This window comes from Flagellimonas ulvae (genome assembly GCF_049333175.1).
In the GTDB taxonomy this organism is placed as follows: Bacteria; Bacteroidota; Bacteroidia; order Flavobacteriales; family Flavobacteriaceae; genus Flagellimonas.
This window is the reverse complement of the sequence record NZ_CP186325.1, coordinates 3,754,639-3,778,371: the sequence shown is the minus strand read 5'-3', so window position 1 is coordinate 3,778,371 and position 23,733 is coordinate 3,754,639. Positions and strand designations below refer to the sequence as shown.

Genomic DNA, 23,733 nt, shown 5'->3' with positions numbered 1-23,733 from the left:
TTATTGTGATTTAGATTATGTCTTGTTATTTAAAACCATCTTGGAATTGTCCGCATTGATTACAGCCTTTATAAAAGCTCGATATTCTATGTATTTTTCTTTGGGATATAGTCCCGACTTAATCAACAGACTTCTTTTAAACAAGATCGTATTTGATTCATCAAGTTTTTCCACTGACATTGAATACTCACCAAAATCCGATACAATTTTTTTCTTATCTGGAATTGCTTCAATTCGGAAGTTTGGAGGAAGCTCAATTTTATATTCGTCCTTATCTAGATAGCCTCTAGATATTTTTACGGGATATTTTCTATCCGAATATCTATTAGGAACCTCCAATCTGTTATTGAATACATTTAAAGGAACCAACAGAAGATTACCACTTGAAACCCCATAGTTTTTCAAGGACAACTCCACTTTTTCAGTAAACGCAACATTTTCTTTATCATTTAAAAACTTATAATCCAAAATATCCAATCCGTTCAATGAAGACCAATAGGTTCTATAGTATTTTGATACATCCTGCTTTGAAATGTTATTTAGATAATGAAAATGCCTATTATACATTATACCCTTTGTTGTTAATTCGATTTCCCCAAATAGGTTTCCGTCCCGATTCATTTTCATTTTGCCTCGAATATCTTTTAGATTATCATCATCCAAATAAGATTTTGTTTCTACTATCTCACCGCCATCAGGTTTTGCAACAAAAACTTTTCTCCCATCTGTAAAACCCCCTATAAATCCAAATGGAAGTAGCTGGGATGTACAATCAATCCAATAATATTCATTGTTATAAGGGATAACTAAAATCGCATGGTTGCCCTGAAGTAAATCTGGAAAATCTTCATCAAAATCAATTCGCTCCCTTCCAGCTTCTACATGAACGTAAAATGACTCAACGCCAACTTGTTTTAAGAGTGCTCTTGTGTAATTGGAAAGCCCTTTACAATCCCCGTACTTCACATTGTCCACTTCAATAGCCGAAATGGGCTGGAATCCACCTATCCCAACTTGAACACTAATGTAACGGGTATTGTTCTGAACGTATTCGTATACTTTTTTGGCTTTTTCAAGTTTATCTTCTATTCCATCAACCAACTCTATAACTTCCTGTTTGGTTTCCATCGGCAATTCTTGTCTCCCATCCAGAAGGTTTTTGTTCATCCAACTCCCTAAATCTTGCCATGTATTAATTTCCGCATTTATACCTTTAAAAGCGTATTTAGGCAATCTCACTGATAGTCTAGGGACAATTTTGTTGAAATTTGGACTCAATTCCTCCCTGTACAGAGCTGCAATACTCTTACCTGTGTAAGTGATGTTATTGCTGTCTTCTAAGCTGTTGATATTAAAACCTTTTAAGTTGCGTTCTTTAATAATCGGCTTTAATTCTTGAGAGGCATATGTAATGGAATAAATACTCTTTTCAACACTCACAGCATATCCGGACAAAAAATACCATTGTGGGAAAAATCCTGTGTCCGAAGTTTCTACCTCATAATAGAATTCCATAGTGTATGGATAGCTAATCGGAACATATCTATAGGTTAATACCCTATCATCTCTATAAAGCGAAAAACCATCCGTAGCACTTACATTTTGAAATTCTTTCCGTTTTATATGTTCAATCTCTCCCCCATCATTATCGTAGATTTTGACATAAATACCTTTTACCTGTTTTTCTTTATCAAAAGACACGGAGCTGCGAGCGTATGAATCTCCATATTCATTAAGGACCGTAGTAACAATCTTAACAGTATAAGTCATCTTATCTACGGAAAGAACATTAATCTTCATTTCATCAAGTCTTACAATGGCATTAACTCCTTTATAAAGACTTTCAGAAGTTTCAATTGTGCCTCCATAACCTTTAGCTAAAAGAAGAAGAAAAAGAAAAAAGGAAATGACATATCTGGGAGGACAGAAATTTGGCATTAAGATTGGTTGGTTAATTTTATACTCTAATATGCCAAAATTCCTACAAAAAAGAAAAACTTATTCGATAAAAATGCTCTATTCCTTGTTTTTTGTATCTATCCAGATAGTTACAGGGCCATCATTTAATAGTTCTACTTTCATGTCTGCGCCAAATACGCCAGAGCCTACTTTTTTGCCCAGGTCCTGTTCCATTTGAGCAAGGAATCTCTCGTACAAAGGAATGGCAATATCCGGCTTGGATGCTTTTATATACGAAGGTCTATTTCCCTTCTTGGTTTGGGCATGAAGCGTAAATTGACTAACAACAATAACATCTCCATCTTGCTGAACAAGTGATTGATTCATGATACCATCATCATCATTGAAAATGCGCAGGTTGATTATTTTTTTGGATAGCCATTTGATATCTTCCTCGGTATCTTGGTCTTCAATACCTAAAAGCACAAGTAAACCACTTTCTATTTTTGAAACTACCCTACCTTCAACGGTAACACTTACTCTGGAGACTCTTTGAACTACTGCCCGCATTCTTATCCTTTATGAATATCCATACGATAACTCTCTTCTTCTCCCGTCACCATCTGAACATAACTACGATACCTGCTCCAAGTAACATTACCTTCTTCCAAAGCTTGTTTTATGGCGCATTTGGGTTCATCCAAATGCAAGCAGTTATTAAATTTGCATTCTGATTTCAATTCAAAAAACTCCGGAAAATAATCCCCGATTTCATCTTTTTCCATGTCCACAATACCAAAACCTTTTATTCCAGGGGTATCAACGATTCTTGCATCAAAACTGAGGTCGTACATTTCAGCAAAGGTAGTGGTGTGTTGACCTTGAAGGTGTTGCTCGGATATTTCTGCTGTCTTCAATTGTAATCCCGGTTCTAGCGCATTCACCAAAGTTGACTTGCCAACACCTGAGTGACCGGCGAACATACTTGTTTTACCGATCATGCATTCTTTTACTTTGTCCACATTCAGTCCTTCCTTGGCGGCAATTTCAATACAAGGGTACCCTATTTTTTCATAAAGCTTTATAAGGTGGTTCACCTCTTCTTGTTCCTCATCACTATACACATCCATTTTATTGAACAATAGTACCACAGGAATGTCATATGCTTCACAAGTCACCAAAAAACGATCAATAAAACTTGTAAAAGTCATGGGGTTGTTTAACGTAATCAACAAGAAAACTTGATCAAGATTAGCAGCAATTATATGTGTTTGCTTGGAAAGGTTGACCGATTTTCGAATGATGTAATTCTTACGTTCTTCAATATGGGAAATGACCCCAACGGTTTCATCGCCTATTTCTTCCAGTTGAAACTTTACTTCATCTCCAACCGCAATTGGGTTGGTACTTTTAATACCCTGTATGCGGAACTTTCCCTTTATTCGGCAGTTGTAAAATTCCCCTTCCCCTGTTTTTACAGAGTACCAACTACCCGTGGATTTGTAAACAGTTCCTAGCACCTAATGTTTATAATTTTCTTTGCAAAGAAACAATAATACTGGATTATGAACGTATATCTATCTTAACATATTAATAATCAATCATATCTAATCTATTATGAAAAAAATTTTATTTGTAGCGGCAATCGCACTTGTATCGACATTTTCCGTCAGTGCACAACAGTTTAAGGTAGTTACCAGTGTGGAGTCTATTGTCCCAAATGGTTTGGGTAGGTCCCGTATCGTTAACGCCCTTGAAGACAAGGATTACAGAGAATACACAAGTGTACAAACCGAAGACGACAACACAAGAAACAAATCAAAGCGTGGAGAAATCCGTGTTAAGAATTTTGAGGAAACCAAATTGTTGAACTTCTACAATATTGGTGGTATCCGTTTTCAGAATATTGCTGCCAATGATGCTCTATTAACTTCTATGATCAATGACATGGTTGCCAATGGTTGGGAACTTGCATTTGTTACCAGTGCTGTGGAAAGTGAAGGAGGTAAAGGAGATGGAAAAGGAATTTTCATTACCAGATACATCTTCAAAAAGTAGATTCTTTACCGAAGTGAAAAATTAAAAGGCTCTGATATTCAGAGCCTTTTTTTATTTAATCCACTATGCGAACCCTTCCGCCTACAAAGGTGTTCTTGTTTACCTTTTTGGGCTGGCCATATACATCCACATCACCTCCTGCCTTAATGTTGATATCTATTTCTTCCATGGCAAAGACCTCCGCTTCGCCACCAGCGGATATCTTTACTTTGGCCGAAGAGGTGCGAAGCTCTCTTCCTTCGAAAATACCTCCAGTATTCAAGACAATGCTTTGACTTTTGGCCAAACCTGAAGCCTCAACTATACCACCGGTTACTGCCCTAATGTTTGTGTGGCTCACATCCATGCCAATTTTGATTTTTGCCCCTTCCTGCGCCTTAAGCTCTATCTCATGTTGGCTGACCATTTCGTTACAGGTAATTTCGGCACCTTCGTTACCATCAATAACCTTTAGGTCTGTATAGTATACCTCGATAAAAGTGTATTCACCTGTAAACTTTTTATCCAATTGCATTCTCAATTTCAAAACCCCATCCTTATTCATCCACACTATGTCATCTACATTTCTGCCTTTAATCATGATACGATTCTCATCGGATTGAATCAGATTTACCTCGATAAGGTCAAAAACCTTGATTTTATCAAAATCTCCAACCTCGGTGTCAATTGTTCTTTGCCCAAAACTTGATATGGTAAATGCCAATATGAATAGAGTACTTAGTGCTTTCATGTTTTCTGTTTTGTCTAAAGATAAACCCTAAAATCATTTGTTACACTTAGCACAAAAAAAATGCCGCCCTTATATCTGAGCAGCATTGTTATTCCATATTTTCGAAAACTATGCGTTGATAATTTTTTCTTGATGGTTTATAGATTCTTGGTGAATGGCCTTGAACATACGAAGCACAAATTCTTCACTAAGCCCACGTTCTTCGCCCTCCAGAATCATATTGCCCAAGATAGCGTTCCATCGATTTGTTTGTAAAACCGCTACGTTTTTCTGCCTTTTCAGTTTTCCAATTTCATCAGAAACCTTCATACGCTTTCCAAGTGTGTCTATCAATTGATTGTCAATCACATCAATCTGAGCTCTAAGATTGCTCAACTTGCTGTTGTACTCGGCCTCTAAATCTGTTTCCTTTCTCATTTTTAAATCAATGAACATCTGTTTCAATGTATCCGGGGTCACCTGTTGGGCCGCGTCGCTCCAAGCATTGTCCGGGTCAAAATGGGTTTCAATCATCAGTCCATCAAAATTCAAGTCCAATGCAGTTTGCGAAACATCGAATACCATATCTCTCTTTCCTGTGATGTGACTTGGGTCATTGATCAATGGCAAATCAGGAAAGCGGGTCTGTAACTCAATGGCCAATTGCCATTCCGGTATGTTCCTATATTTTGTCTTTTCGTAACTGGAGAATCCTCTATGGATAACTCCAAGTTTTTTGATATTGGCTGAGTGCAACCTCTCCACAGCTCCCAACCAAAGAGAAAGGTCAGGATTTACTGGGTTCTTTATCAATACCACTTTATCAGTTCCCTCTAAAGCGTCCGCAATATCTTGCACGATAAAAGGACTTACGGTTGAACGTGCGCCTATCCAAAGCATATCAATATCATGTTCCAAAGCAAGGTCTACATGCGCCCTGTTGGCAACTTCGGTAGCTGTTTTAAGCCCAGTTTCCTCTTTTACTTTTTGCAACCACTTTAACCCAATGGCTCCCACTCCTTCAAAATTTCCGGGACGTGTTCTGGGTTTCCAGATACCAGCGCGGTAATAATTTACATCTGAATCTTTGAGCTCATGGGCTATTTTCAACACCTGTTCCTCGGTTTCCGCGCTGCATGGGCCTGCAATGACCAACGGATGTGGCAAAGCCATATCATCCAACCATTTTCGCATTTCTTTACTGTTCTCCATGGTATAACTTATAGTTTTGTAAGTGGTATTCCTTTTAGTATTTGTTTTATTCTATTTGTATTGTTCATTTCGTTGTAAACATTCTCAAAATCACCATCCAAAAGCAATTGCTTGAATTGTTCCAGATTTTGAATGTATTCCTCTAAGGTCTCAATGACATTGTCTTTGTTTTGCTCAAAAATTGGCGTCCACATATCGGGCGAGCTTTTCGCCAAACGTACGGTGCTTTCAAAACCACTACCAGCCATATCAAATATGTCTCGCTCATTTTTTTCCTTCTCGATTACCGTTTTCCCCAACATAAATGAACTAATATGGGACAAATGCGATACGTAGGCAATGTGTTTGTCGTGGGCCACAGGGTTCATATACCGAATACGCATACCCATACCCTGAAACAATTCCAACGCTTTTTCCTGAAGTTTGAATGCTGTTTTCTCAACTTCGCAGATGATATTGGTTTTGTCTTTGTAAAGACCATTTATAGCTGCGGATGGTCCAGAGAATTCAGTTCCGGCTATAGGATGGCATGCCAAGAAATTTCTTCTTTTCGGATGGTCTTCAACCGTTTCACAAATCAAGCTTTTTGTAGAACCTGCATCTATCACCACGGTCTCCTCTCCTGAAGCATCCAAGATTTTTGGCAATTCTTCAACCAAGGCATTAACGGGTATAGTGACCAAAACCATGTCCATTTGAGACAGCCCGTCATAATCCGATTTTTCATGGATTATTCCCAAATCCAATGCTTCTTGAAGATGCATTTCATTGGAATCAATTCCGTGAATATCTACTTCTGGCCAAAGCTTTTGAATATCTTTTGCAAAAGAGCCCCCAATTAAACCAACACCTACTATAGCTACCTTCATCCTCAAAATCTTTTTAGTGCTTCTTCAATTTTTTGCTTTTCAACACAGAGCGAAAATCGAATGTATCCTTCTCCATTAGACCCAAAAATGGTACCAGGGGCAATGAAAATATCCTTATCGTATAAAACTTCATCTATAAATTCTTCCGAAGGCTTTGAACCGACAGGTAATTTTGCCCAAACAAACATTCCCGCAGCATTCCGGTCATAGGTGCACCCCAACTTGTCAACCAACTGAAACATGAGATTTCTTCTTTTTGCATAGATTTCATCCAACTGGTCGAACCAGGCTTTGCCACTGTTTAAAGCAGTAACAGCTCCTTTTTGAATACCGTAGAACATTCCAGAATCCATGTTGCTCTTTACTTTAAGAACGGCCTGGACATGCTTGGCACTGCCCATAACCATCCCCACGCGCCAACCTGCCATATTAAAGGTTTTGCTCAAAGAGTTTAGTTCGAGAGCCACCTCTTTGGAACTTGTTACCTGAAGTATACTGGTTGGATTATCGTTCAGCACAAAGCTATATGGGTTGTCATTGACCAACAAAATATCATGGGCTTTGGCAAATGCAACCAAATCTTCCATAGCTTTCTTTGTGATAGTAGCACCTGTGGGCATATTGGGATAACTGAGCCACATCAATTTTACTTTTGACAAATCCATCTGTTCAAGTTCTGAAAGATTGGGAAGCCAACTGTTTTGCTCAGTCAAATTGTACATGATGGGTTCCGCACCTACCAATTTTGTGACCGAAGTATAGGTTGGATAGCCAGGGTTGGGAATAAGAACGGCATCTCCAACGTTTAAAAAAGCTAAACTAATGTGCATGATACCTTCCTTGGAGCCAATCAGAGGCAAAATCTCCGTTTGCGCATCCAATTTCACCCCAAATCGCTCTGTGTAGAATGAAGTCATCGCTTCCCTAAGCTCCGGAAGCCCTTGATAGCTTTGGTATTGGTGCGCACTAGGTTGTAGCAAGACATTTTTGAGTTCTTCAACCGCTTCAGGAGGTGGAGGTAAATCTGGACTACCAATCCCCATATTGATAATAGGTCTTCCTTCGGCAACCAACTGCCTCACTTCCCGCAACTTTTTAGAAAAGTAATATTCCTTCACCGTATGGAGTCTATCCGCAACAATCATGACAGCAATGCGTTTTTATATTCACCCAATACTCTAAAATCTTCTGACATAATCTCCAAAAGTGATTTGGCCTTCGCAAAGTGGGCGTACTCTTCAAAGGTGACATCCACAAAAAAAGCGTACTTCCAAGGAGTCTCGATAACAGGTAGGGATTGGATTTTGGTCAAATTCATATTACAATCACTCATTACGTTCAGCACGGTGGCCAAACTTCCTCTCTTATGGTCAGTAATAAATCGTAGGGACGCTTTGTTGATTTCATCCTTTGGCAAAACCTTGTTTATCTTTTTGAGAACAATAAAGCGTGTTGCATTGTTTTTTATGGTCTGAATATCTGAAGCTATCACATCCAAATCGTATAATTTTGCGGCCACTTTTGGAGCAATAGCCGCAATATGGTTCAGTTTCTGCTCCTGAATTCGCTTTGCCGTTTCCGCCGTATCCACGTCTTCAACCAATTTTATATGTGGATATTTCTTAAAAAACTCCTTGCATTGCAACAAGGCCATGGGATGGGAATGCACCTCTTTTACATCCTTTATATCCCCTCCCTTTAATACCATAAGGTTGTGGTGTATACTTAAGTAATATTCTCCTATAATATGGATGTTGTTGTGGTAAACCAGATTGTAATTTGGAATAATGGAGCCTGCAATGGAGTTTTCAATGGCCATTACCCCTTTATCCGCATTGCCAGTCAACAGATGGTCTATCATGGCGTCAAAGGACAAACACTCTACCAAATCAATATCGTCACCAAAAAAATCATGGGCCACTTGATGATGGTTACTTCCTTGTATTCCTTGTATGGCTACCTTAAGTTTCATGCAATAAAAAAGCCCCGATTAGGTCGGGACTTTATGTGCTTTTTATACGTATCGTATTCTACAACAGTCCCTCTCTTCTTTCAAAAAAGAAGTAGAAATAAAAACCGTTCCAGAAATACGTGTTAGTCATTGTTCTAATTATGAAGCTAATATTATTCTTTCCTTTTAAAAAACAAAGGGTTGTCCCAAATTTTTTCAGTTCCCTCTCAAATTCTATTTTTTCTTTGTGAATTTTTTTATCAATGGGTGACTATTTTAGGAATTCCTGAAAATCCTACGTTCATATTCGAGGTTAGATTTATCAATTTGCCTTTGCACTTATCAGAAATCTAAGTGTTACTTTTGAGGATAGTTAAAATAGATATGTCCATTACAGTTACCAATATCACAAAATCTTTTGGCAACCAAAAAGCACTAAATCAAATATCCTTTTCTGTCAACAAAGGAGAAATTGTTGGTTTTTTGGGACCAAATGGTGCTGGAAAGTCCACCATGATGCGCATATTGACCACCTATTATAAAGCTGATGAAGGCGAAGCGTTGGTGAACGGACATAATGTATTGACCTCAGCAAGGGATGTGCAAAAAAGCATTGGATATTTGCCAGAACATAATCCCTTGTATTTGGAAATGTATGTCAAGGAATACTTGGAATATAATGCCAGTGTATACAAAGTATCTAAATCTCGAATCATTGAGGTCATAGAACTAACTGGATTAACACCGGAAGCAAATAAAAAAATAGGGCAATTATCAAAGGGATATAGACAACGTGTAGGGTTGGCCACTGCATTGCTGCACGACCCCGAAGTTCTTATTTTGGATGAACCTACAACTGGGCTAGATCCCAATCAGCTTATTGAAATTCGGAAATTGATACGGGAAATTGGAAAGGAAAAGACCATTCTTTTGTCCACACACATTATGAAAGAGGTTGAGGCTGTATGTGACCGAGTCATCATAATCAACAAGGGTGAACTTGTAGCCGATAAACCCCTTGAGGAACTTAGAGCAGCGGAAGAACAAATCATTGAGGTAGAATTTGATTATAGGGTTGAAGAAGTACTTCTCAACCAACTACCGCATGTTTCTAAAGTTAAGAATACTGGCGGGTTTGTTTATGAAATAAGTTTTGACACTTCAAAAGATATGCGTCCTGCTGTCTTTGATTTTGCTCACGACAATCAATTGAAAACCCTTCAATTGAGCAGAAAGAACAAAAATCTTGAAGGCTTGTTTACTGAACTGACCTCTTAATAATAGCTGACCTGACATAAATCAGCAACTTAAAATCTACTCCCGCTTTATCTTTGCGGATTAACGTGCCTAAAGCAAATTATGCAGAACAAAGAAGCTAAACTTGAGCTCTCCAAGGAAAAAATGAGGGAATTGGGTTATGCCACAGTAGATGCCATTCTTGAGCATTATCATACGTTAAATGACAAATTACCGGTATCCGTAGGTTCTAGAGAACAGATGGATTCGATTTTTTTAGAGGAAGCCCCAGAAATGGGTTCTGACCCCAAGGCCGTTTTAGACTTCGTGTTGCAAAACGTAATGTCTAATTCTACTTTGTTGACACACCCAAAATCGTATTCTTTTGTCCCAGGACCTAGTAATTATGTAAGCGTTATGGCAGATGCACTGGCAACTGGCTTTAATGTTTTTTCAGGTGGATGGGTAGCATCTCCAGCTGCAGCTGAATTGGAAATCATAACTATTCAATGGCTTCTAAAGATATTTGAATTCCCTCCCAAAAATGGTGGTGGCATATTTACCAGTGGAGGGTCAATGGCCAATCTTACGGCATTGGCCACAGCTCGAAACATCAAATGTGGGAAGGACTTTTCCAAAGCGGTCATTTATTTATCAGACCAAGCTCACTCAAGCAATATAAAAGCAATTCGTGTATTGGGTTTTAGCGAGGAACAAGTGCGGATTATTCCAACGGACATTGAATTCAATTTCTCGCTTAACAAATTGAAGAACTGTATTGCCAAAGACCGACTTCAAGGTTACCATCCTTTTTGCGTCTTGGCTTCAGCGGGAACCACCAATACGGGCACGGTGGATCCTTTGCCTGCCTTGGCAAAAATCTGTAAAAAAGAAGATTTATGGTTCCACATTGATGGAGCTTATGGCGCAGCAGCCATTCTTTCCTCAAAGGGGAAAAAGGCGCTAAAAGGCATTGAAAAAGCGGACTCATTGACCATTGACCCTCATAAGTGGTTGTTCCAACCCTATGAAATGGGTTGCCTTTTGATAAGGAACCATAGACATTTGAGTCATACATTCACAGAAAAACCCGAGTATTTAAGAGATATTGAGGGAAACACCTCCGAAATCAATTTCTACGATCTTGGGATTCAATTGACTCGAAGATTTCGAGCCTTAAAATTTTATATGAGCATCAAAACCTTTGGTTTGGATGCTTTTAGAAAAGCTGTGGATTATAACATTAGGCTTGCGGACCAGACTGAAGAGCTATTGCGGGGAAGTGCAAAATGGGAGGTTGTTCATCCCGCCACTTTAGCTATAATCAACTTTAGGTATCACCCAATAGAAAAACAGTACAATGCTGAAGAACTGGATAAAATCAATCAATACATTTCTGAAAAAGTAGTGGAATCTAGGCACGCTCTTTTGGTCACTACCTTATTGAACAAACAAGTTGTTTTACGAATGTGCCTTATCAACCCTAGAACCACATTAAAAGATATAAAGGAAACCATCCAGCTTTGCGAACGTTTTGCCAAAGAGTTTGAAAGCACATTTTAACGCCATTTCTATTTGATTCTATCGATGTTCGAGTCAACATCACGGTTTTTAAAGTTCACTTTATCCTTCCTTCCAAATCGATACTTTAATGATAATGCAACCTCTCTCAAATCGGTAAAGTATGTACCGTCAGCAATGACCCCATCCAGTGCATAGCTTTCTTGAAAGTTTGTTCCTCGAGTAATATCGTTGAATCGCAAGGTACAATCCCAATTCTTAAAGAAGGTTTTTGACACAGAAGCTTCCAGAGCGAACAACGCATTACGACTAAATATGCCCTCTTGGCGTTTGCTCAAAACAAAGCCTCCGAAAACTAGGGTAGTATCCTTTGCTATTTTAAATTGGTGATTGGTATATCCATAAAAGTAGGGCCTTGCCTGAATAATTGTTGCTGTGCTATCTTTCAATTGGTTATAGTATAGGGTCAATGTGTTATTTGAGGTATATATACCTTTGGTATAGGGAAAGGTAACTCCTGCATAAAAACCGATTTCTTTTTCAAGATTTACCAAAGACAACACAGCCCGGTCCACTGTCTCATCATATGAAATTGTAAAATTGGTGGGGTTTGTACTTTGATAATAGGCAGCAAAAAACGAAGTATTTCCTTTTTGATAGTTGGCGGATATCTCATTGGTAAACGTTGGTCTTAGGTTCACATTTCCCGAAGCTTCCAAGAAAGGATTCACAAATGCCGTTATGGAACTTGCCCTAGAAAAATCAGGTCGGTCTATGTTTCTGGCATAGTTTATACTAAGAGTTTTGGTACTATCCAAGGGTATTGAAACATTGGCTTTGGGAAATAAGCTGGTAATACTTCTTGAGATTACAGGAGCCTCTTCGGTAAGCACTTCTCCGTCAACCTCGTTATGTTCAAGGCGCGCGCCTACTTCAAAGTTGGTTTTTTTATTTAGTTTACCTGAAATTGAACTGTAGCCTGCAAACAGACTCTCTTCATAGGAAAAGTCAATCTGCGTGGTTTCATTTTGCGGAACTTCCTGAATTGCTGTAAACGCATCGGCTCTGGCCAGGCTAATATTCACGCCCAATTCTAATTTTAGGTCTTTTGACACCCTTGTTTCCAAATCAGCTCTAGACGCAAAGGAATTAATACTATACTCCTGTTCTCTTGTCTGGTCTAAAACAAAATCAGCATCATTTTCACTGTTGTTTATTTCAGAAGCCAATGTCTGTCGAAATCCTGAATATTGGATTCCCGTAAACAAGTTCCATGAATTGGTCAGTTTTTTATTGAAATTGAAAGAAGCGCTATAATAATCCTTCCTACTATCATTTTCTGATTCACTACGAATGCTACTTTCAACCATTCTATCAACAATAAAGGTGTCTCCAATAAAATCGGCATCATCTGTTTGCAATCGTACGGATGCATTTAGGCTTACATAATCCGTATCGTTCCAACCGTGATACACCCCAAAACTAGGATTCAGTTGTACTCTAACATTCCTTGGAATCAGCACCAAATAATCTACCAAAACTTCTCGCTCGGGTATTTCAAATAAAAAACTGTTACTTTCCCATTGGAATATTTGATTATATCCCAAATTTCCGCGAATAGTTAAGTTTTTTGAAGTGAAATTTGAATTGAATGCCAGATAATTGTTGAAATTGCGCTTTTGGGAAGCGGTTTCTTGAATGCTTCCCTGAAAACCAGTATCCAATCCTCTTTTTAATTGAACAACGATAACCGCTCGGCCTTCAGCCTCATATTTGGCTGAGGGATTATTAATCAGTTCCAAAGATTCAATACCATCTATAGGCAAAGCGCTAAATTCTTCAATCGAAATTCGTTGATTTCCCAAATACAACAAGGGACTCCCCTTTCCCAAAACAGAAATGGATTCTCTATCTGCCGAAATCTGAATATTTGGTAACCTCGAAAGCAAATCCATAGGGTCTGGGATTGATGAGAAATAGGGATTTTGAACATCCACTTTTAGGTTCCCTGCCTTATACTCAATCGGGTTTTTGGCAGCGACCACTTCTACCTCTTCCAAGCTTTCTGTATTTTCCTTCAGTTGAATGGCAAGTTCCAAAGCCCCATGTACTTGGACATTTTCAGAATAGGTTTTATACCCAAGTGCAGAAATCTCAAGAATATAGGCTTCATCACTTTTTACCACCATTTCAAAAATACCTTCAGAAAGGATTGCATATTGCACAATATTATCCCGTTTCACATCATATAATAGGACATCGGCAATAGGTATAGGCACACCTACTTCGTCTGTAACTTGACCTCGAATCGTGTATCCAACCTGAGAATACAAAGTCATTTGAAAAAATCCTATAATAATAAAAAAGAAAAGAGGTTTCACCATCTGGTTTTGAAACCAAATTAAGAGGGACTAATCGCTATGATGAAGAAAAATGGGTCTGATTTAGGTACTAGTACCCGTACTTTTTTGAAAGAGTTCCTGCCTATTGGCTACATCCAACTTATTGTAAATATGGGTGATATGTGTTTTGACCGTACTTAGACTTATAAAGAGTTCGTTTGCTATCTCTTTATTGGTCTTACCTTGTAGAATAAGGTTGCGCACCGTAGTCTCCTGTCTACTCAGTACAGAGGGTTCCAAAGGCTTTCTTTTTGCCCTAAACCAGAAAAAAGAGACTATCACTATTCCACACAAAATAATAAGCCCTAAATTGAACCAGTAACTCCTAGCAAGTTCGTTTTCCAAACTCTCTTGATTGATAAAAGCCATTTTTTCCTCTAAGAACAGATATTCGGAAGGTGGGATTTGACTTTCCTTAAGTTCATTTAAAAGGGCAGTGTAATATGCCTTATTTTCACTGATATCGCGGTTTAGCAATTTTTTTTCGTTCAAAAGCTTAATCGCCATTAGCTTCACGCCTAAAATTTGAATGGAATCCCTGGCATAGGAACGTAGCTGATAATCCGAATTGGAAGAAGAGGAATTACTTAGTTTTAGCTTAGTCTCAAAACGCTTAAACTTTTTCCACTCAATCAAGGACAGATCCTCGTATTTTTTAGTTTGCTCAACTTTTAGCATTAGGGAACCATCTTTTTCTTGTCCCAAAGAAGATGCCGAAACCAATAGAAAAGTGCCTATAAGTAAGTATTTAATTACCTTCATTACTATGGGTTTTTATAAAGTTCCATAAATTCTCAGTTTACTCCAAATACCTAAGTAAAATTCATAAACAATTTCTGAATGCCGTTGTCCAAATCCATTTGAATCTTTGGATTAGTACAATTGATTAAAATGGAGATTATCATTTTCTCACCCGGATATACAAAGAAATTGGTATATGCCCCTACACTGTTTCCTACATGACCAATATAGTGCCTGCCTGCAACATCTTGGCTTACTTGGAATCCCAGGCCATAATATGTGGATTCTGAATCGACCTTTTGTGCTGTAAAAAGCTCTTTATAAGTTCCTTCACTAAGCAGACTACCTTTCAAAATGGCTTGTCCTAATTTTGCAATATCATCACTGGTGGAAAGATAGCCACCACCCGCCAGTTTGTAGAAATTATTGACATCAACTGCTTTTCTGAATCCGGTAGAAGTTCTTGTGTAAAATTCCGAAATGGAGATTTCTCGCTCTGCTCGAAATGACAGCTCTTCTTTTTCCCTCGCCAGAGTATTGTTCATCTCCAAAGGATACAATATCTTTTCCCTTACATACTGTTCAAAAGGAATTCCGCTCGCTTCTTGCATGGCCAATGACAGGAGTACAAAATCAAAACTATTGTATAGATACCCTTTTCCAGGTTCAAAAAGCAAGGGGTCGTTTTTGAAAATCTCTATGCTTTGCTCAATACTGTACGGTTCATTTAAAGCAAACTCTTTTCCTCTATATGCTCTAATCCCAGCTGTATGTGATGCCAATTGCCGGATAGTAAAATCATACTTTTTTTGAGGATAGTCCGGAACATACTCATAAAAAGAGGCATCCCAATGCATCAAACCCTCCTCCATCATTTTTCCCAAGGCCAACCCTGTAATACATTTTGAAATACTGGCAATTCTGAAAACGGAACGCCTAGGGTCTATTGATTTTTTGGTTTCCAAACTTTCAAAACCATATCCTTTTTCTAGGATTCTTTCACCACCTTTCCAAATGGAAACGGCAACCCCAGGTATTTGCTTCGCCCTGACCAGATTTTGAATTACAAAATCCAATTGAGATGTGCCTGTTCCCTTTGGTTTACCAATCTTCTCCGAAAAAAGATGTTTAAGAAAATTGAACCAGCCACTCATAATTATCAATCCCTAAAAATCAACCGACCGTTAAAAATTTCTTCAATATCGATAGTCGTGGGCCTATTGACACTAATTACATCGCCCGTGCCCCGAATAACGCCCGAAATACTTTCTTGTGGATTTACGAAAACATCATTGGAACCCCTATGATTAAGGATTACGTTCTGGGCAACTAATGCTTCTGCCTCAATACGAGAATCGCCTGCTGCAACCGTTACATTGAAGTTTTCAGCTATACCGTTCAATTGAAAAAAAGCAATGCCGTTTACCACAACGGAAATCTGTTCAACATCCAATGTAAGGTCAAATGAACCATCTGTAGTCTCTGATTCCGTATTCACAAAACTTTCAGCTAGAAGGGTGAGGCTAGGATAACTTAATACACCATCGCTAGAAATTAAAAGTCCCGTACTACTACGAATTTCAGTAATGTTTGGAGATGTGACGTAAATGGTTGAAATTCCAAAATCACGAACAAAATTACATCCATTATCATTTCTGACTACCAGCCTGCCATTTTCAACCTCTGCAGAAATTTCATTGATCAAAAGCTCGCCAGATTCAATCTCGACACGCTGTTCCTCCCCTTGTCTTAAGACTAAATTGAGCTTTTCAAAAACTGTAATTGTTGTAAAATCAGGCAATTCCACCTCAACACGGACCAAATCACCAGCGTTCTGAAAACAATCCGGTGCATTTTCAGAATTGCAAGAAATAAAAAGTACAAAAAGAAATAAGATAGATTTCTCGACTGCGCTCGAAATGACTTTGCAATTAAGTAAAAGTCTTCTATAATCTAACATCTCTTCTATAGTCAAATATCTGATTATCTATAACCTAACCCCCACTCCAAATTCAATGGCTTCTGCCGAGGCCCCATGTGATTTTAAGGTGATGGCCCCAAACATTTTCTTCCCAAAATAGCGCTTTAACCCAATTCGATTATACACCCGACTTTCAAATTCAAAAGGATAATACACATAATACCCCAATTGTGTAATTACGCTCATTTTGTTGACGAACAATTCATGCCCTAAAAAAAGACCAGCACGTTTGAAATCAGTATCTTCATCTACATTCAATTCAGGGAATGAAGTGGATTGAAAACGTATCAACTCCTGTAAAAAGTTAGAAAAAAAGATATCTGCACCAAATTGAATGGCACTTTTCCTACCCAAACGCTTGTCGGCGTAGGCAGAAAAAATCCAAAAACCATATTGCCCCAAGCCAATTACGTCACTTTCATTCAAACCTCCTCTTAAAACCAGATTATATCGTATAGGTTCTGTAATTTTTTTCTTCTCCTCCGGTTTTTTAAAGGCGATTGTATTTTTTCCTCCATCCAAATCATATGTAAGTCCCACATTAAAAGCAAGAGTATTGGTAGAGGTATTGGGGGCCCTAAAATTTCCATTGGAATAATGCACAAGAGTCAATCCAGCTTTCACACCAAACCCTTCAAATAGATTTTCTTTATGATAATTGAACATGGCCATGGTGGAACTCAAAAAATAACTTCCGTAGGCATTGTTTCTAAAATTCCTGTTTTTGTCGTAAGGATTGGTATTATAAGAAATTCCCTGGCCTATGCGGAACTGTAGATTTCTTTTGAAAAAGTAGAAATTATAATGGGCAAACAATCCATAGTGCTCTCCTAAAGTGCGATTGTTCATATTTTGATAAACAAATGAAAAACCGGTATCTGGGTATCCATATTCGGATTCCCATTCATTTTCGCCGTATCGCTTCCTACTATATCCTAAAACAAATCCGCTAGGATGTTCCGAAATAAGATGGGAAATATCCGGATTGTGAAGCAATATGGAACCATAGAACTGATTGGCATCCAGCACATATTTTCTGGGCGTTTTATTTTCTTGGGAAGTTCCCAAGATAGAGCACAGCAATGTGGTTAAAAAAAGTAGGCGCTTCATGAGGCGCAAAAGTAGAAAATTAAAATACCTCTTTGGCGATTGCCTTGATGTTATCTGATTTTCCCATGGAATAATAGTGCAATACCGGAACACCTTCTTCCTTTAGTTCTTTGGATTGTTGAATACACCACTCCACTCCTACTTCACGTACTTCTTTATTGGTCTTACAATTCTCCACGGCGTCAATCAAATCTTCAGGAATATCTACTCGGAATACTTGTGGTAATAATTGTAAATGCCGTTTTACGGCAATGGGCTTAATTCCAGGAATAATGGGTACTTCTATTCCTGCTTCGCGTGCAGCATCCACAAATTCAAAATACTTTTGATTGTCAAAGAACATTTGGGTCACTACATAATCGGCGCCCAAGGCAATTTTTTCCTTCAGGCGTTTAATATCCGATTTGAGTGAGGGGGCCTCCATATGCTTTTCAGGATATCCTGCTACTCCAATGCAGAAATCTGGGCAGTTATCTGTTTCAATTACTTCGTGAAGATAATTTCCACAATTAAGTTCCTTCACCTGTTTCACCAAATCAGATGCAAATCTGTGTCCTCCTTGGGTAGGTTCAAAATATTTTTCCTCTTTCATGGCATCTCCACGAAGCGCCATAACATTATCGATACCCAGATAGTGACAATCCACCAAAAGGTATTCGGTTTCCTCTTTGGTGAATCCTCCACAAAGAACATGCGGAACTGTATCTACATTATATTTATGGGTGATTGAGGCACAAATACCTAAGGTTCCCGGCCGCATACGGGTCAATTTTTTATCCAGAAGACCATCCCTATCAATGTACACATACTCTTCCCTCGAAGTGGTTACATCAATAAAAGGAGGTTTGAACTCCATCAAAGGGTCGATATTATTATATAGCTCTTTTATACTTCTTCCCTTTACTGGAGGGATAATTTCAAAACTAAAGAGCGTTTCTCCTTTTGCATTTTTTATATGATCGGTAACCTTCATAAAATTATACTTCAACGATGTTGGGAGCTAACCACTTCTGGGCCTCCTTCAACGAAATTTGTTTTCTGTTTGCAAAATCCTCTACTTGGTCTTGCTTTATTTTTCCCAAACCAAAATACTTGGCATCTGGGTTCGCAAAATAATACCCACTAACACTAGCTGCGGGCCACATGGCCAAACTCTCAGTAAGCTCAACACCTATCTTATCCTCTACACCTAAAAGTTTCCAAATGGTCAACTTTTCCAAATGGTCAGGGCAAGCTGGATATCCAGGTGCAGGTCGAATGCCTCTGTATTTTTCATCAATCAAATCTTCATTTGATAGACTTTCGGATTTTGCGTATCCCCAATGCTTTAACCGTATTTCCTTATGCAAATACTCCGCAAACGCTTCTGCCAATCGATCGGCAAGCGCTTTTATCATGATTGCGTTATAATCATCGTGATTTTTCTCAAATTCTTCAGCCAATTCTTTGGTTCCGAATCCAGTTGTAACACAAAAGCAGCCTATGTAATCTTGAATCCCAGATTCTTTGGGTGCTATAAAATCTGCTAAAGCAATATTGGGGACTCCATCCCTTTTCTTTATTTGTTGACGAAGGGTTCTAAAAATGATATTGTTATTTTCAGCTGAGCCGGAACTAACAAGAATGTCATCTTCATCTATTTGGTTGGCTGGAAAGAGACCAAAAATCGCTTTTCCTTTCAAAAGCCTCTCATCCATTACCTTCTTGAGCATCTTTTGTGCATCCTGAAATAGTTCTGAAGCCTGTTCCCCTACAATGTCGTCTTCTAGAATATTCGGGTATTTTCCATGCAAATCCCAACTTCTGAAAAAAGGAGTCCAGTCTATAAAGTCTTCCAACTTTTTCAAATCAAATTCCTCCCAAACCTGAATTCCCAATTGGTTGGGTTCGACAACATCTGTAGATTTCCATTCTATTTGGAGTTTGTTCTTTCGTGCTTCGTCCAAACTCAAATATTCCTTTTGCTTGGTTCGGTTCAAAAACTTTTCCCGGAAACTTTCGTAATCCAGTTTTACCGATTTCTTATAGGTATGAGATGTTTCCTTTTGTAAAAGGTCTCCCACTACCGTAACTGCCCTTGAAGCATCGTTCACATGAACCACGGAATGACTGTAAACCGGATCGATTTTTACAGCAGTATGTGCTTTACTGGTAGTGGCACCACCAATAAGCAACGGCACCCGAAACTCTTGACGTTCCATTTCCTTGGCCAAGAATACCATTTCATCTAAAGATGGGGTAATCAAACCGCTTAAACCGATAATATCAACTTGCTCCTCTTTCGCTTTTTGAATGATTAGCTCTGGTGGGACCATAACCCCCAAGTCTACAATCTCATAATTGTTACAAGCCAAAACAACACTCACAATGTTTTTTCCAATATCATGAACATCACCCTTAACAGTTGCCATCAAAATTTTTCCCGCAGAACTGGTGATTGAATCTTTAGATTCTTCAATAAATGGAGTCAAATGAGCCACAGCTTTTTTCATCACACGGGCCGATTTAACCACTTGAGGTAAAAACATTTTTCCGCTACCAAATAAATCACCAACCACATTCATTCCTGTCATCAAATTGCCTTCAATGACTTCCAAAGGTTTTGAAGCTTGTAGTCTAGCCTCTTCCACATCTTCCACAATAAATTGGTCGATTCCCTTAACCAAAGCTCTTGTTATTCGGTCTTGAAGGGGCTCTTCGCGCCAAGATAAATCCACTTTGCTTTCTTTGGATTTACCAACAACCGTTTCGGCAAACTCAAGTAGTCTTTCTGTAGCGTCCTCTCTTCGATTAAGCAGAACGTCTTCTACATGATTCAATAAATCTTTAGGAATATCATCGTAGACCTCAAGCAAGGCTGGATTAACGATGCCCATATTCATTCCGGCTTTTATGGCATGGTAGAGAAATGCTGAATGCATAGCCTCACGAACCGTATTGTTCCCTCGAAATGAGAATGAAACATTACTTACTCCACCACTAACGCTACAATGCGGAAGGTTTTGGCGAACCCAACGTGTCCCTTCAATAAAATCTAGGGCATTCAATTTATGCTCATCCATTCCTGTACCCACAGGAAAAATATTTAAATCAAAAATGATGTCCTCAGGAGCGAAATTCACTTGATCCACTAGAATTCTGTATGATCTTTCTGCAATTTCTATCCGACGTTCTAGATTATCTGCCTGCCCCACTTCATCAAAAGCCATAACGATAACAGCAGCGCCATAGCGTTTTATCAGTTTAGCCTGGCGGACGAATTCTTCCTCACCCTCCTTTAAACTAATGGAATTGACCACGCATTTACCTTGCACCACCTGAAGTCCAGCTTCAATAATATCCCATTTTGAGCTATCAATCATGATGGGTACCCTAGCAATGTCGGGTTCGGCAACAATAAGGTTTAAAAACCTGACCATAGCCTCTTTGCCATCAATCAAGCCATCATCCATGTTTATGTCGATGATTTGAGCGCCACCCTCCACCTGATGGCGTGCAACTTCGATAGCCTCCTCAAACTTTTCTTCTTTGATTAATCTTAGGAACTTTTTGGAACCCGCAACATTGGTCCGTTCGCCAACATTTATGAAGTTGCTTTCTGGTGTGATGACCAAGGGCTCCAGTCCACTTAGTCTTAAGTATTTTTGGGTGCTCTCCATTATCCGAAGGATTCCTTTTTAGGCAGGAACAACAAGTTTTCTGGGTTCATATTTTGTGACAAGGTCAGCAATTGCTTTGATGTGGTCCGGTGTTGTGCCGCAACATCCTCCAACAATATTTACCAATCCTTTTTCCAAATACTCCTCAATCTGATCGCGCATTTGTTCTGGTGTCTCATCATATTCTCCAAAAGCGTTGGGAAGTCCAGCGTTAGGATGTGCAGAAACGGCAAAGTCAGATTTGGCTGAAATGACCTCCAAATGGGGTACTAATTGTTTAGCACCCAAGGCACAATTAAAACCTACGGAAAGAATGGGAATATGCGAAATGGAAATTAAAAAAGCTTGGGCCGTTTGCCCAGAAAGAGTTCTTCCTGAAGCATCGGTAATGGTACCGCTAACCATTATGGGAATTTCTATTCCACGTTCATCTTTGACTTCTTCTATAGCAAAAAGTGCTGCCTTAGCGTTCAGGGTATCAAAAATGGTTTCTACCAAAAGAATATCGGCACCTCCATCAATTAAAGCTTTAGCCTGTTGTTTATATGCAATTCGAAGTTCATCAAACGAAATAGCTCTAAATCCAGGGTCATTCACATCAGGGGACATACTCGCAGTTTTGTTGGTAGGACCCATGCTACCAGCTACAAATCGGGGTTTATGGGGTTCAAGCTCTGTAAATTCATTGGCAACTTCTTTTGCAATGCGTGCCGACTCATAATTTAGATCATAAACCAAATCCTCCATATGGTAATCAGCCATGGCCACAGTGGTCCCAGAAAAGGTGTTGGTTTCTACAATATCTGCTCCGGCAGCATAGTACTTGCGGTGCACCTCTGCAATAGCTTTGGGTTGTGTCAATGACAACAAATCGTTGTTTCCTTTTAAAGGATGCTCCCAATCCTTGAATCTTTCTCCACGAAAATCTTCTTCTTCGAACTGGTATCCCTGTAACATGGTACCCATGGCCCCATCCAAAACCAATATTCGTTCTTTTAATAATTCTTCAATTTTAGACATACTATGGTTTTGTCAAAACGTGACTTTATTTAAATGCTATCAAAAAAGAACAGGGATGTTTTCTTTTTGTCATCTTTTTCCACATAAGCGAAATAGAACGTAGCACCTTCTCGAAGACGAGGGTTGCTAAGGTTTCAAAGGGTCTATTCCCTCCACCTTTCTTGATAACATTTCAATTTAAACATGAACTATTGTGCAAAGTAAAGGTACAGAATTATCAAAAACAAATCAATTGCCTTCAAAATAGAAAGCCTCCCAAGATTTGGGAGGCTACTAGCTAAAACAAATAATTTTCATTGTTACAAAATACTTTGCACAACTTCTTTTTTTGCTTCTTTTTTTGTTCCGTCAAATCCTTCTACACCACCAACAGTGGTATATTTCATTACAAATCGCTTTCCTGGGTTAATAAGTTGATATGCATATTGACACATCACTGCAGCTTCATGGAAACCAGAAAGTATCAATTTCAGCTTTCCCTCATAGGTGTTTACATCACCTATGGCAAAAACTCCTGGGATATTGGTTTGATAATCCTTGGCATTATTTACTTTGATGGCATTTTTTTCAATTTCCAATCCCCAATCTCCAATAGGACCTAGTTTTGGAGAAAGACCAAATAAGGGTATGAAATAATCGGTTTCCACATAGGTTTCGCCTTTGGAAACATCCTTATGCTTTATCACTACCGACTTTAGTTCGTTTTCACCATGCAATCCTTTCACCTCTGCCTCGGTATAGAGCTGAATTTTTCCCAATTTGGCCAATTCAGAGGCTTTTTCCACGGAATCCAAAGCTCCTCGGAATTCATTTCTTCGGTGTACCAGGGAAACTTCGGAGGCCACATCTGCTAAATAAATGGCCCAATCCAACGCAGAATCCCCTCCGCCGGCAATCACCACTTTCTTGTCGCGATACACTTCAGGGTCTTTGATCATGTAAGCCACCCCATTATCTTCGTACTGAGCAATGTTTTCAATTTGTGGTTTTCTGGGTTCAAAAGAACCTAAACCACCAGCAATCACTACCACAGGGGCATGATGTTGTGTCCCTTTATTTGTGGTCACTATAAAAGAACCATCTTCTTGTTTATCCAATTTTTCAGCACGTTCTCCCAACGTAAAGCCCGGTTCAAATGGTTTGATTTGTTCCATAAGTCTATCAACCAAATCTCCAGCTAAAATCTCAGGATAGGCAGGTATATCGTAGATAGGTTTCTTTGGATAGATTTCTGAACACTGACCTCCTGGTTGTGGAAGGGCATCAATCAAATGGCATTTCAATTTGAGTAGGCCAGCTTCAAAAACAGTAAATAATCCTGTTGGCCCAGCTCCGATAATAAGTATATCTGTTTTAATCATTGTA

General features: G+C 38.8%; 20 protein-coding genes and 1 riboswitch. Of the genes, 3 read left to right on the top strand and 17 right to left on the bottom strand.

The features are described 5' to 3' along the window. Positions 1–15 precede the first annotated feature (15 nt). The 3 genes from ACOKFD_RS17600 to rsgA all read right to left on the bottom strand — a co-directional run bounded on the left by ACOKFD_RS17600 (position 16) and on the right by rsgA (position 3,419). Positions 16–1,938: a DUF3857 domain-containing protein gene (locus tag ACOKFD_RS17600; protein WP_422859105.1), complete on the bottom strand. Its 1,923-nt coding sequence runs from the start codon at positions 1,936–1,938 to the stop codon at positions 16–18. A gap of 78 nt (positions 1,939–2,016) precedes the next feature. Continuing rightward, complete coding sequence (gene dtd, locus ACOKFD_RS17595; protein ID WP_422859104.1) at positions 2,017–2,469, bottom strand: D-aminoacyl-tRNA deacylase; 453 nt, start codon at positions 2,467–2,469, stop codon at positions 2,017–2,019. A 2-nt stretch (positions 2,470–2,471) separates the two neighbouring features. Then, positions 2,472–3,419, bottom strand: coding sequence for a ribosome small subunit-dependent GTPase A (gene rsgA / locus ACOKFD_RS17590; protein ID WP_422859103.1), 948 nt, complete (start codon positions 3,417–3,419; stop codon positions 2,472–2,474). Positions 3,420–3,516: 97 nt separating this feature from the next. On the opposite strand from rsgA, the gene ACOKFD_RS17585 reads away from it, so the two are divergent. After that, on the top strand, positions 3,517–3,957 hold the full coding sequence (locus ACOKFD_RS17585; RefSeq protein WP_422859102.1) for a hypothetical protein: 441 nt from the start codon (positions 3,517–3,519) through the stop codon (positions 3,955–3,957). Positions 3,958–4,012: 55 nt separating this feature from the next. Here ACOKFD_RS17585 and ACOKFD_RS17580 read toward each other — a convergent pair whose 3' ends face one another. The 5 genes from ACOKFD_RS17580 to ACOKFD_RS17560 all read right to left on the bottom strand — a co-directional run bounded on the left by ACOKFD_RS17580 (position 4,013) and on the right by ACOKFD_RS17560 (position 8,719). Beyond that, a complete protein-coding gene (locus ACOKFD_RS17580) occupies positions 4,013–4,687 on the bottom strand; it encodes a head GIN domain-containing protein (RefSeq protein WP_422859101.1) in 675 nt (224 codons plus the stop codon). 108 nt (positions 4,688–4,795) lie between these two features. After that, a complete protein-coding gene (locus ACOKFD_RS17575) occupies positions 4,796–5,878 on the bottom strand; it encodes a chorismate mutase (protein WP_422859100.1) in 1,083 nt (360 codons plus the stop codon). An 8-nt stretch (positions 5,879–5,886) separates the two neighbouring features. After that, positions 5,887–6,747: a prephenate dehydrogenase gene (locus ACOKFD_RS17570; protein WP_422859099.1), complete on the bottom strand. Its 861-nt coding sequence runs from the start codon at positions 6,745–6,747 to the stop codon at positions 5,887–5,889. A gap of 2 nt (positions 6,748–6,749) precedes the next feature. Next, positions 6,750–7,892, bottom strand: a complete 1,143-nt coding sequence (locus tag ACOKFD_RS17565; protein WP_422859098.1) for a pyridoxal phosphate-dependent aminotransferase — start codon at positions 7,890–7,892, stop codon at positions 6,750–6,752. Continuing rightward, positions 7,889–8,719, bottom strand: coding sequence for a prephenate dehydratase (locus tag ACOKFD_RS17560; protein ID WP_422859097.1), 831 nt, complete (start codon positions 8,717–8,719; stop codon positions 7,889–7,891). Before ACOKFD_RS17560 ends, ACOKFD_RS17565 begins: the two co-directional genes overlap by 4 nt. A gap of 363 nt (positions 8,720–9,082) precedes the next feature. Between ACOKFD_RS17560 and gldA the strand changes: the two genes are divergently transcribed. Then, a complete protein-coding gene (gldA, locus tag ACOKFD_RS17555) occupies positions 9,083–9,976 on the top strand; it encodes a gliding motility-associated ABC transporter ATP-binding subunit GldA (protein ID WP_422859096.1) in 894 nt (297 codons plus the stop codon). Between the two features lie 81 nt (positions 9,977–10,057). After that, positions 10,058–11,497 carry a pyridoxal phosphate-dependent decarboxylase family protein gene (locus tag ACOKFD_RS17550; protein WP_422859095.1) on the top strand — a complete coding sequence of 480 codons (1,440 nt, stop codon included), beginning with the start codon at positions 10,058–10,060 and terminating at the stop codon, positions 11,495–11,497. A gap of 8 nt (positions 11,498–11,505) precedes the next feature. Here the strand turns inward: ACOKFD_RS17550 and ACOKFD_RS17545 are convergent, their stop codons facing one another. From ACOKFD_RS17545 to ACOKFD_RS17505, 9 genes are all read right to left on the bottom strand, one after another. Continuing rightward, a complete protein-coding gene (locus ACOKFD_RS17545) occupies positions 11,506–13,839 on the bottom strand; it encodes a TonB-dependent receptor domain-containing protein (RefSeq protein ID WP_422859094.1) in 2,334 nt (777 codons plus the stop codon). Between the two features lie 60 nt (positions 13,840–13,899). Further along, positions 13,900–14,619: a response regulator transcription factor gene (locus ACOKFD_RS17540; protein WP_422859093.1), complete on the bottom strand. Its 720-nt coding sequence runs from the start codon at positions 14,617–14,619 to the stop codon at positions 13,900–13,902. A 50-nt stretch (positions 14,620–14,669) separates the two neighbouring features. Further along, complete coding sequence (locus tag ACOKFD_RS17535) at positions 14,670–15,752, bottom strand: serine hydrolase domain-containing protein (protein ID WP_422859092.1); 1,083 nt, start codon at positions 15,750–15,752, stop codon at positions 14,670–14,672. Between the two features lie 5 nt (positions 15,753–15,757). After that, complete coding sequence (locus ACOKFD_RS17530; protein WP_422859091.1) at positions 15,758–16,558, bottom strand: head GIN domain-containing protein; 801 nt, start codon at positions 16,556–16,558, stop codon at positions 15,758–15,760. 27 nt (positions 16,559–16,585) lie between these two features. Beyond that, positions 16,586–17,689, bottom strand: a complete 1,104-nt coding sequence (locus ACOKFD_RS17525) for an acyloxyacyl hydrolase (RefSeq protein ID WP_422859090.1) — start codon at positions 17,687–17,689, stop codon at positions 16,586–16,588. A gap of 19 nt (positions 17,690–17,708) precedes the next feature. Further along, the gene (gene metF, locus ACOKFD_RS17520) at positions 17,709–18,662 is read right to left on the bottom strand and encodes a methylenetetrahydrofolate reductase [NAD(P)H] (protein WP_422859089.1); all 954 of its coding nucleotides are present in this window, start codon (positions 18,660–18,662) and stop codon (positions 17,709–17,711) included. A gap of 4 nt (positions 18,663–18,666) precedes the next feature. Then, positions 18,667–21,348 (bottom strand): methionine synthase, encoded by a 2,682-nt coding sequence (gene metH / locus ACOKFD_RS17515; protein ID WP_422859088.1) that lies wholly within the window; start codon positions 21,346–21,348, stop codon positions 18,667–18,669. Between the two features lie 18 nt (positions 21,349–21,366). Then, positions 21,367–22,368, bottom strand: coding sequence for a homocysteine S-methyltransferase family protein (locus ACOKFD_RS17510; RefSeq protein ID WP_422859087.1), 1,002 nt, complete (start codon positions 22,366–22,368; stop codon positions 21,367–21,369). 66 nt (positions 22,369–22,434) lie between these two features. Continuing rightward, a riboswitch (SAM riboswitch) is annotated at positions 22,435–22,539 on the bottom strand. Between the two features lie 128 nt (positions 22,540–22,667). Continuing rightward, positions 22,668–23,729, bottom strand: a complete 1,062-nt coding sequence (locus ACOKFD_RS17505; RefSeq protein WP_422859086.1) for an NAD(P)/FAD-dependent oxidoreductase — start codon at positions 23,727–23,729, stop codon at positions 22,668–22,670. Positions 23,730–23,733 lie beyond the last annotated feature (4 nt).

Bases quoted from the DNA above. Each gene is read 5' to 3' on its own strand.
- ACOKFD_RS17600 (WP_422859105.1), bottom strand. From the start codon at position 1,938: ATGCCAAATTTCTGTCCTCCCAGATATGTCATTTCCTTTTTTCTTTTT.
- dtd (WP_422859104.1), bottom strand. From the start codon at position 2,469: ATGCGGGCAGTAGTTCAAAGAGTCTCCAGAGTAAGTGTTACCGTTGAA.
- ACOKFD_RS17585 (WP_422859102.1), top strand. From the start codon at position 3,517: ATGAAAAAAATTTTATTTGTAGCGGCAATCGCACTTGTATCGACATTT.
- ACOKFD_RS17580 (WP_422859101.1), bottom strand. From the start codon at position 4,687: ATGAAAGCACTAAGTACTCTATTCATATTGGCATTTACCATATCAAGT.
- ACOKFD_RS17575 (WP_422859100.1), bottom strand. From the start codon at position 5,878: ATGGAGAACAGTAAAGAAATGCGAAAATGGTTGGATGATATGGCTTTG.
- ACOKFD_RS17570 (WP_422859099.1), bottom strand. From the start codon at position 6,747: ATGAAGGTAGCTATAGTAGGTGTTGGTTTAATTGGGGGCTCTTTTGCA.
- ACOKFD_RS17565 (WP_422859098.1), bottom strand. From the start codon at position 7,892: ATGATTGTTGCGGATAGACTCCATACGGTGAAGGAATATTACTTTTCT.
- ACOKFD_RS17560 (WP_422859097.1), bottom strand. From the start codon at position 8,719: ATGAAACTTAAGGTAGCCATACAAGGAATACAAGGAAGTAACCATCAT.
- gldA (WP_422859096.1), top strand. From the start codon at position 9,083: ATGTCCATTACAGTTACCAATATCACAAAATCTTTTGGCAACCAAAAA.
- ACOKFD_RS17550 (WP_422859095.1), top strand. From the start codon at position 10,058: ATGCAGAACAAAGAAGCTAAACTTGAGCTCTCCAAGGAAAAAATGAGG.
- ACOKFD_RS17545 (WP_422859094.1), bottom strand. From the start codon at position 13,839: ATGGTGAAACCTCTTTTCTTTTTTATTATTATAGGATTTTTTCAAATG.
- ACOKFD_RS17540 (WP_422859093.1), bottom strand. From the start codon at position 14,619: ATGAAGGTAATTAAATACTTACTTATAGGCACTTTTCTATTGGTTTCG.
- ACOKFD_RS17535 (WP_422859092.1), bottom strand. From the start codon at position 15,752: ATGAGTGGCTGGTTCAATTTTCTTAAACATCTTTTTTCGGAGAAGATT.
- ACOKFD_RS17530 (WP_422859091.1), bottom strand. From the start codon at position 16,558: ATGTTAGATTATAGAAGACTTTTACTTAATTGCAAAGTCATTTCGAGC.
- ACOKFD_RS17525 (WP_422859090.1), bottom strand. From the start codon at position 17,689: ATGAAGCGCCTACTTTTTTTAACCACATTGCTGTGCTCTATCTTGGGA.
- metF (WP_422859089.1), bottom strand. From the start codon at position 18,662: ATGAAGGTTACCGATCATATAAAAAATGCAAAAGGAGAAACGCTCTTT.
- metH (WP_422859088.1), bottom strand. From the start codon at position 21,348: ATGGAGAGCACCCAAAAATACTTAAGACTAAGTGGACTGGAGCCCTTG.
- ACOKFD_RS17510 (WP_422859087.1), bottom strand. From the start codon at position 22,368: ATGTCTAAAATTGAAGAATTATTAAAAGAACGAATATTGGTTTTGGAT.
- ACOKFD_RS17505 (WP_422859086.1), bottom strand. From the start codon at position 23,729: ATGATTAAAACAGATATACTTATTATCGGAGCTGGGCCAACAGGATTA.